Here is an 8,897-nt window from a genome sequence, read left to right as displayed (position 1 = left end):
GGTGCGCAATGCGCACCTTACGGCTATAAGTAGCGCATAAAACTAATTATGTAGGGTGCGCAATGCGCACCTTACGGCTATAAGTAGCGCATAAAACTACTTTTTGCATTCTATGTAGGGTGCTTGTGGCGCACCTTACCTGATTACCAATTCCCCATTACCCATTATCCAAATTAATACTTAAACTGATTGACAAGTCCTTGCAATTGAGCTGCGGTTTTCGATAGTTCGATCGCAGAATTTTGAGTATTGCTAGCACTGGTGGCGGTACTTCCCGCTGCATCGGCGACGCTGGTAATATTACGGGCAATTTCGGAGGAACCGATCGCAACTTGGTTGACATTGCGCGCAATTTCGGTAGTTGTAGCCGTTTGTTCCTCCACTGCACTGGCGATCGTAGTTTGGAAATCGCTGATTTGGTTGATAATAGAAGTAATTTGGCCGATCGCCTGCACGGAACTTTTAGTATCAGCTTGAATCGCCTCCACCTTCTTGCTGATATCCTCAGTCGCCGCCGCCGTTTGTTTCGCCAACTCCTTCACCTCATTGGCCACCACCGCAAAACCCTTGCCCGCTTCCCCAGCCCGCGCCGCCTCGATTGTAGCATTCAGAGCCAGCAAATTAGTCTGTTGGGCGATCGAAGTAATCACCTTGACAACATTACCAATTTCTGCACTGCTAACGCCCAGTTTAGTAATAGTTTGATTCGTACTTTGGGCCATCTTCACCGCCGAATTAGCAACCGTCGCAGCCTCCGAAGCATTCTTAGCAATTTCCTTAATACTCACATTCATCTCCTCAATCCCAGTAGCCACCGATTGAGTATTGCTATTAACTAAATCCGCAGCCGCAGATACCGTCCCTGCTTGAGCCGAAGTTTCTTCAGCCGCAGCCCCCATATTTTGGCTTTCGATAATCAATTCCTCCGAAGCACTGCTAACTGCGATCGCCACTTCAGAAATTTGCTGCACCTGAGCGTTCAAATTAGCCGCCATCAGATTAACATTATCCGTCAAATCCTTCCAAGTACCGCCAATATCAGGAACTGTCGCCTGCCCTCCCAACTGTCCTGCAACTACCTGTTTTGCCAGCCCCGTTACTTCATCTGCAAAAGTATTAAGCTGGTCAACCATAGTATTCAGCGTATCTTTCAGTTGCAGAACTTCTCCGTGAACTTCCACAGTAATTTTCTGAGATAAATCTCCCTTAGCCACAGCAGTAGAAACTTCCGCAATACTCCGAACTTGTTCCGTAAGATTAGCCGCCATAATATTCACATTACCAGCCAAACTCAGCCAAGTCCCCGACAAACCATCAACCGTTGCTTGACCGCCCAATTTGCCCTCAACGCCCACTTCTTTAGCAACTCGCGTCACTTCTAAAGCAAACTCATTAAGCTGAACAGTCATTTCATTAATCGTATTCTTCAGATCCAGAATTTCCCCTTCAGCTTCTACAGTAATTTTCTTAGACAAATCTCCCTGAGCTACCGCCGTAGTAACTTCCGCAATATTGCGTACTTGATTGGTAAGATTGCTCGCCATTAGATTAACATTTTGCGTTAAATCTTTCCAGACGCCAGCTACTCCGTGAACTTGTGCTTGACCCCCAAGTTTCCCCTCAGTTCCCACCTCTTTTGCTACCCGCGTCACCTCTTTGGCAAAATCGTTGAGACTGTCAACCATTTGATTGAGAGTATCTTTCAGTTGCGAAATTTCCCCTGCGGCTTCAACGGTAATTTTTTCGTTCAAATCGCCGACGCTAATTGCCGTTGCAACCTTAGTAATATTTCGTACTTGATGAGTCAGATTTGCCGCCATCAAGTTAACACTTGCCGTCAGTTCTTGCCAAATACCCGATAGCCCTTCTACCTCTGCTTGGGATCCCAATTTGCCTTCGCTACCAACTTCGCGGGCGACGCGAGTTACTTCTAAACTAAAACCATTTAATTGGTCTACCATTTTGTTGAGAGTAGTCCCAATCCGGCGGAACAATCCTTTGATCGGTTTGCCTTCAAACTCTAAGCTAAATTTCTCCGATAAATCGCCTTTAGCTACAGCGTGCAGCACTCGCGCCATGTCTATTGTCGGGGTGACTAAGCTGTTTAGCGTTGCATTCACCGCGTCAATACTGCTCACCCAAGAACCTTTAAATTCTTTAATTTCTCTTGATTTTGGTACTTTGCCTTCTTCGGCAACTGCTTGGCTGACGCGCTCTATTTCGTCAGCAAATTTTTCATTGACACTCACCATTTCATTGAAAACTGTGGCAATTTCACCCAAGCCGTTGTCGGCGGGTAAACGAACGCTAAAGTCGCCATCTCTGACTGCTGCTAGAGCGATTATCAGTTGCTGCCGGTAGTGGTTGCTGACAATCTCTGCTGTCTCTGCAACTTTTGTCCCTACCAAATTGCTGGCATCCGAGTCAATTTCGGGAGATTCTGAGGCTGTTGATTGATTTTGTGTATCCATGTTTTAGGTAAGTAGAAGGAAGAAGGAAGAAGGAAGAAGGAAGAAGGAAGAAGGAAGAAGGAAGAAGAAAAAACCGCAACCTTTTTAGCGAGCCATATTTTACGTTTAATTAGGTGGATTTACTTAGTTTTATACAAGTGACATCTCCAATAATTATTGTGGAACAGGCATCCTGCCTGTTCAAGACTTGCTTTTTTGGAGAGGTCTAATTTATGGGGGAGGGCGATCGCGCTTTACGTCACATATCCTCTGCACTTGCAGCCCGAAACCCTCTCTGTGGTTACAGTCTGGGACACAAAACATCCGGTTTGCATGAGGAATATTTGCGGTATTTAAGAGACTGCGGCGATCGCCTTCAGCAGCATCTGAAAGGAACCCACATCGAAAAACAGCAGAATGTCACCTTGAATTTGCAATTCTTCAATACTAAAGTGAGCCGGAGCCAACAGCACGCTCCCGGTATCGAGAGACTTTTCTTTTAACAGTAAATCCTCAATTTCTTCCTCTGCGTAATAGGGAACCTCATAGTCTAACGGTTGGTCTAGAACGTTACCAATAGAACCCATTACACCGTTAATTATCATATTCCCCACCTCGCTGAGGGTACTAATTTTGAGAGAATCAAGGTCAGGACTTCCCTTTTCTTCACCCGTGAGAACAGAAACTAAATTCACCGCACTTTCGGTAGGAAAAAGTAGCTGGGCGCTGCCGCTAAATGAGCCGTTAAAGCCTAGCTGCACCGTGGAAAGAGGCTCTATACCGAACCGTTTTTTTAATTCGCTTCGCAGCTCATTCGCGGATACAAGGTCAATATCTGGAATCTGCAACTGGATGGGAAATTGAATCATTTCATTCAACATTCCAGCCGCACTGCCCACCCCAATATTGATTAGCTCCTTCAACGCATCTATTTCATCTGCTGTTAGCTCCACCTCAGTATCTCCTATTTACTATCCAAAGCTTTTTGGATTGCCGCCTGAATCTCGGGAGCTTTTGGGGGCTTTTTCAGCATCATAAATGCTCCCAATTCTTCGCACTTCTGCTTGGCGCTGTCTTGAATATCTGCTGAAAGTACGATGACTGGAATTTTAGAGCCTTTTTCGCCCAGGGCTTTTAGCAAGGCGAAACCGTCCATTTCTGGCATTAACAAATCTGTCATCATGCAGTCTGGCGACTTGGATGCAGCCATATCTAAGCCTTCTTGTCCGTTGGCTGCTTCTATCACTTGATGTCCGGCTTCTTCGATTGCTTTGCGAATCATCCGCCGAGAAAATGCTGCATCATCTACAATTAAAACTAAACCCATTTTGGTGCGCTCCTTAATAATTGGGAATTGGGCATGGGGCAGAGAGGGAATTGCGAATTGCGAATTGGGAATTGGGAATTGGGAATTGCGAATTGGGAATTGGGAATTGCGAATTGGGAATTGCGTATTGTACGAATTCCCTTAGTGTCAATAATTGGCTGAAAACCTTTGTATCTCTGGTTTATATCAAAGTCTCGATCCCCCTCGCATCCCCCGAAAGCAAGGGGGACTTTGAGAACGCTCCTGTCCCCCCCTTAAGAAGGGGGGCTAGGGGGGATCTAGACCTAAACATCAAACAGTAGATTGATACTAAGTTTGAGGTGGTTGTTGACACGCTTTGTACGACTTCACATTTGCCATTTGCTATTATTCATTACCAATTCATGCACTACACCTATGCAGATGTTCCGAACAATCTAACAGGTAAGTTTTCATCTTGCCTTTGCCTTTAACATCAATCATTCCTCTTTCTGCGAACAAATGTTTTTTTGACAACTGCTTGTAAGTGTCTTCTGTCACTTGAATGCAGCCTGGAAAACTGTACTGTTGCATGCGGCTTGCCGTGTTTACGGTGTCGCCCCAAAGGTCGTAGCTGAACTTTTTAGTTCCGATGACCCCTGCAACCACAGGCCCGGAGTGAATGCCAATTCGCAGGCTGTGAAATTCTTTTGTTTGCGTGTTTAGCCGCTTCATAGCTTGCTGCATGGCTAGGGCCATTTGTACGATCGCGTCAGCATGATCGTCTCGGAGGATGGGCAATCCAGATGCTACCATATAGCCGTCCCCAATAGTCTTAATTTTTTCTAACCCGTATTCCTCAGTTAGCTGGTCAAATTCCGAGAAAATAGAATTGAGTTTGAGAATTAATTCAATAGGAGGCATTTCTGAGGCCAGCTTGGTAAAGCCTACCATATCAGCAAATAAGACGCTGACATTGGGGAAGTGATCGGCAATTACTAAGTCTGGGCTTGATTCGTCTTGGAGCCGGAGTGCGATCGACTCTGGTAAAATATTCAGCAATAATTTTTGAGTTTTCTCTTGACTTTCCATCAACTGCCGGTAAAGTTGAGACTGTTGAATCAATCGCCGCACTCGCTGAATCAGCACGGGCCAGTGAATCGGCTTCGTCACATAATCTGTTGCTCCTACTTCAAAAGCTTGATTGACAGATTTTTTGTCATCTAGTGCGGTAATCATCAGCACCGGAATTTTTTGCGTTTGGGGATTAGCCTGGAGTTCAGCGCAGCAAGTAAAACCGTCCATTACAGGCATCATCGCATCCAACAAGACAATATCTGGGAGAGTTTCTTGACAAATGTCCAAACATTCTTGTCCGTTTGATGCCTCAATTACCCGGTAGCCTTCTTTTTCCATAATCCGGCGGGTAAATAGCTGCTGGGTTGCTTCGTCATCGACGATCAGAATTTGGGGCGTCGTTTGGGAGTTTTTTCTAAAGTCAGCACTAATCATAGTATTGTGAAAATAGCATCAAGTTCTCACTCAGAAGCAGATTGAATTTCTGCGTTGAAATGGATGAGTTTACTGTAGATCGATCGCACTCTGATTATTTTTAACAACTGTATAATCTCATACTCTATTGAGTATTGAGCATTTTACTCAGCAACTGAACGGATGATTTGTAACTTTTTATACTGGTAATTTGTTACAGTATCTGAAAAGTTAGCAATTGAGCCGTCACATTACTGTTGAGATTCTATTGAGAATTGTATCAGATTATGTCAGAACTTTTAAAGTTCCGCAATTGGCTAAATGGCCTAAAATTTAGAAGATTTTGCGGAAAATGGCGATCGATCGTTCCACGTCACCGACACAGCATATCTGCTCGCTTTTGTCAATCTGTTTTGCTTTTTACACTCACACTCCTAGAGGCAACTGGCACCTTAAAAAAGGTACGTTGTTGCGCTTGGGCGCCCAAGCGCAACAACGTACCTAAAAACCTTTAAGTAGTGTGATACTTGCGTCCACGACTGACTTATTGAGATGCTACAAATAAATCCGTTGCTGAACTTCCTTCTGCTATATCAGTAACTAGATGCCAAAGCCGCGTTTACCCGCTGATACTCGGCTGCAATTTTGCACATCAAAACATTGCTACCGGTGAGAGTTTCATTGCGGGCAATCTGTTCGAGCTGCGCGCACAATTGAAACAAAGGCATGGCTCCGACTGTCGTACAAGCACCTCTAAGAGCGTGAGCCGAGGCTTTAATTGCGGAAGCATCCTCTTGATTGACAGCATCTACAAGTTCCTGCAATTTTGGCGGTGCTACTTCCAGAAATTTCTCAACTAGCTCGCTCCAAAATTCTTCAGCTTCTTCTCCTAATAACTCCCTTAACTCTTCAAAAGTTTGACTGTCAAGAGGCGGCACTTCTATTTCCGATTGTGCTGTTTCTGGTAGAGAATTCGGTGGGGCTGCTGGCGGTAAAATTGGGGAGTTTTCTGCTTCTAATTTAGGAACTGTCACAGCAGGTAAAGCGGGAATTTTAATGTTATCGGTACCCGCTACAATTTCCCCAAGATTAGGAGGAAAAGTTGCCACTCCCGATTGACTTCCAGCTTCAATTTGTGAAATCAAAACACCTGCGCGGGCGATTAAATGCTTTAACTCTTCAAAGGCAGTGTTGTCGATCGCAGGCGCAACACTTGTCATTTCGTTTCCAGGCTGAGCTTGGGAAACAGAGTCTGTCGGCTCAGCCTGCCGATTGTTCAGCTCTGAATTGAATTTGGATCGCCCGGTTTGTCGATCGTACTGCGCGATCGCCTGAACGATCGCCTGCACTCGCACCGGCTTACTGATATAATCATTCATCCCAGCATCCAAACAAAGTTCGCGATCGCCCTGCATCGCATTAGCCGTCATTGCAATAATCCAAGGAGAAGTCGATTTTAGATTGTGAGATTGCTCGTCTGTTGCAGAAAATCCCGATTCTGGAGCGGGATTTTCTAATATTAAATCTCGCGAAAATCGCTGGCGGATCAGGCTAGTAGTTTCCAAACCGTCCATTTCTGGCATCTGCATATCCATAAACACAATATCGTATTCCGAACGCTCCAAAGCATCCAAAGCCGCTTGTCCGCTGCTGGCAAAATCTGCACTGTAACCTAACTTCTGCAACATCTGCCCTGCTACCATTTGATTGAGTTCTACATCGTCTACCAACAGCATTTTCAAAGGCAGTGTTTCGGCGAGTTGTGAATTAAATTGAGGCTGCGAAAAACACGGTTGAATTGTGGTGCATTCCCCGCCCAAGATGCGGAGCAAAACTTCATGAAGCTGCGCTTGCTTAATTGGTTTGTATACAAAAGCTGCGAATTCAACTCGCCCTTGAACTTCCCGGCGAGATGGCCGGCCGCCAGAACTCAAAATCATTAAAGGTAAATTTTTACCTTGAGGAAGTTCTCGAATTTTTTCAGCTAAAGTAATGCCGTCCATTTCTGGCATATGAAAGTCTAGAATCGCTAGGTCAAACATAGTTTCATGTTGCAGCACTTTCAGCGCTTGGGTGCCAGATTTTGCTGCGCGGACAACCATTCCCCAAGACATAGCTTGCAGGGTAAGAATTTTGCGGTTAGTGGGATTATCGTCAACTAGCAGCAGCCGCAAACCTGCTAGTTGAGGCTGGGGTGCATTCAGCTTTAATATTTCTTCATGAGCGGGTGCTGACTGAGCTTTGATGCTAAAAGAAAATTTAGAACCTTTGCCTATTTCGCTTTCTACCCACATAGTACCGCCCATGATTTCGCTGAGGCGTTTGCTGATGGCTAAGCCCAAGCCAGTACCGCCATATTTGCGAGTTGTGGAACTGTCAACTTGACTGAAGGCTCTAAATAGTATGTTTTTGCGATCGGGCGAAATTCCGATGCCTGTATCCCTGACAGTAAATTGAATTTCGTAGTTGCTAATTTCTGAGTGTTCTAGATATTTAGGAGCGGCAGCGTCGGAGTCTGATAGGGAGAAATTTAAAGCAGGTTTTTGACTGGATTCTTCGCTAGCAATCCCAATATTTATCTGAGAAATTGAGTTAGTTTGCGTAACTCCTAAAGCAGTGTCGGAAATCGGTTTTGCTGTAACTTTAACTACGACTTCCCCTGCTTCGGTAAATTTGGTAGCATTTCCGAGCAAATTTATCAATATTTGCCTCAATCTAGTGACATCTCCGTACAGGAAGGCGGGAACATTGGCATCCAATTCGCAAGCTAAGTCGAGCAGTTTTTCCGCAGCTTTCATCGCGACTAAATCTAAAGCTTCTTCGACACAGTTTCTGAGATTAAACGGTTCTTGTTCTAAATCCAGCTTGCCTGCTTCTATCTTAGAAAAGTCGAGAATGTCGTTAATAATTGCCAGCAAAGCATCGCCGCTGGTGCGAATTGTATTTACAAAATTGCGCTGGTTTGGCGAAAGTTGCGTATCTAGCAGCAGTTCAGTCATGCCGATGACTCCGTTCATCGGCGTGCGGATTTCGTGGCTCATCATTGCCAAAAATTCACTTTTGGCTCGGTTAGCAGCTTCGGCATCAGTTGTGGCGCGCTTGAGTTCTTCTTCTATGACTAATCGGTGTTTAATTTCTTGCTGATAGGTTTGGATGCGCTGCGTTACTTCGGAAACATCTTGAACCGCGATTAAAGCATAAAAACCTTCTCCTTTGATGGCTGGTATGGGAGTGACGTTTGTGTTGTGAACTCGGGGTTTGCCGTTGGGTAGATTTGATGAAATTAGGGGCTGGTGGAGTTGAGGCGAAAATACGGTGGGCAAGCCATTGTTAAATACTTGTTTTAAGCGAGTTTGATATTTAGGTTCTTCGAGTTGAGGAAAGTGAGTTTTGAGGTTGGTTCCGATTATTTCTTTTTTGAGCAGCTTTGTCCACTGCTCTAGTGTGCGGTTCCAAAACAAAACGGTAAAATCGCGAGCGATCACGCACAATCCGATGGGGACTCGATCGAGGACGTTGAATCTTTGTTGCGCTTGTTCTATTTGTTCTAGCATTTTCTGTAGGGTGAAAAAGTGACGAAATTTATGTATACTTCAGAAGTTGTAAAAAATTTTGCTCGGAGGTGACATAGATATAGTATACTTATGAGGTAAAGTTGGCAATTATCTAGC

At 44.8% G+C, this 8,897-nt stretch carries 6 protein-coding genes; 1 reads left to right on the top strand and 5 read right to left on the bottom strand.

Annotated elements, in window-relative coordinates; translation table 11 throughout:
• Positions 1 to 173: 173 nt before the first annotated feature.
• The 3 genes from JGK39_RS07860 to JGK39_RS07850 all read right to left on the bottom strand — a co-directional run bounded on the left by JGK39_RS07860 (position 174) and on the right by JGK39_RS07850 (position 3,777).
• A complete protein-coding gene (locus tag JGK39_RS07860; protein ID WP_293253158.1) occupies positions 174 to 2,471 on the bottom strand; it encodes a HAMP domain-containing protein in 2,298 nt (765 codons plus the stop codon).
• 332 nt (positions 2,472 to 2,803) lie between these two features.
• Positions 2,804 to 3,403 (bottom strand): chemotaxis protein CheX, encoded by a 600-nt coding sequence (locus JGK39_RS07855; RefSeq protein ID WP_293253155.1) that lies wholly within the window; start codon positions 3,401 to 3,403, stop codon positions 2,804 to 2,806.
• Between the two features lie 11 nt (positions 3,404 to 3,414).
• Positions 3,415 to 3,777 (bottom strand): response regulator, encoded by a 363-nt coding sequence (locus JGK39_RS07850; protein ID WP_293253152.1) that lies wholly within the window; start codon positions 3,775 to 3,777, stop codon positions 3,415 to 3,417.
• Positions 3,778 to 3,810: 33 nt separating this feature from the next.
• On the opposite strand from JGK39_RS07850, the gene JGK39_RS07845 reads away from it, so the two are divergent.
• On the top strand, positions 3,811 to 3,939 hold the full coding sequence (locus JGK39_RS07845; RefSeq protein ID WP_293253149.1) for a hypothetical protein: 129 nt from the start codon (positions 3,811 to 3,813) through the stop codon (positions 3,937 to 3,939).
• A 219-nt stretch (positions 3,940 to 4,158) separates the two neighbouring features.
• Here JGK39_RS07845 and JGK39_RS07840 read toward each other — a convergent pair whose 3' ends face one another.
• Together JGK39_RS07840 and JGK39_RS07835 are read right to left on the bottom strand one after the other, a co-directional pair.
• Positions 4,159 to 5,247 (bottom strand): adenylate/guanylate cyclase domain-containing response regulator, encoded by a 1,089-nt coding sequence (locus JGK39_RS07840; protein ID WP_293253146.1) that lies wholly within the window; start codon positions 5,245 to 5,247, stop codon positions 4,159 to 4,161.
• 572 nt (positions 5,248 to 5,819) lie between these two features.
• A complete protein-coding gene (locus JGK39_RS07835) occupies positions 5,820 to 8,780 on the bottom strand; it encodes a response regulator (RefSeq protein WP_293253143.1) in 2,961 nt (986 codons plus the stop codon).
• Positions 8,781 to 8,897 lie beyond the last annotated feature (117 nt).

The organism is Microcoleus sp. PH2017_12_PCY_D_A (assembly GCF_020738565.1).
Taxonomy (GTDB): Bacteria; Cyanobacteriota; Cyanobacteriia; order Cyanobacteriales; family Microcoleaceae; genus Microcoleus.
Note: the sequence above shows the minus strand (reverse complement) of the source record. Positions and strands in the feature narration are given on the sequence as shown.

What these genes read in the sequence shown, in the direction of transcription:
- JGK39_RS07850 (WP_293253152.1), bottom strand. Translation starts at nt 3,777, where the DNA reads ATGGGTTTAGTTTTAATTGTAGATGATGCAGCATTTTCTCGGCGGATG.
- JGK39_RS07860 (WP_293253158.1), bottom strand. Translation starts at nt 2,471, where the DNA reads ATGGATACACAAAATCAATCAACAGCCTCAGAATCTCCCGAAATTGAC.
- JGK39_RS07845 (WP_293253149.1), top strand. Translation starts at nt 3,811, where the DNA reads ATGGGGCAGAGAGGGAATTGCGAATTGCGAATTGGGAATTGGGAATTG.
- JGK39_RS07835 (WP_293253143.1), bottom strand. Translation starts at nt 8,780, where the DNA reads ATGCTAGAACAAATAGAACAAGCGCAACAAAGATTCAACGTCCTCGAT.
- JGK39_RS07840 (WP_293253146.1), bottom strand. Translation starts at nt 5,247, where the DNA reads ATGATTAGTGCTGACTTTAGAAAAAACTCCCAAACGACGCCCCAAATT.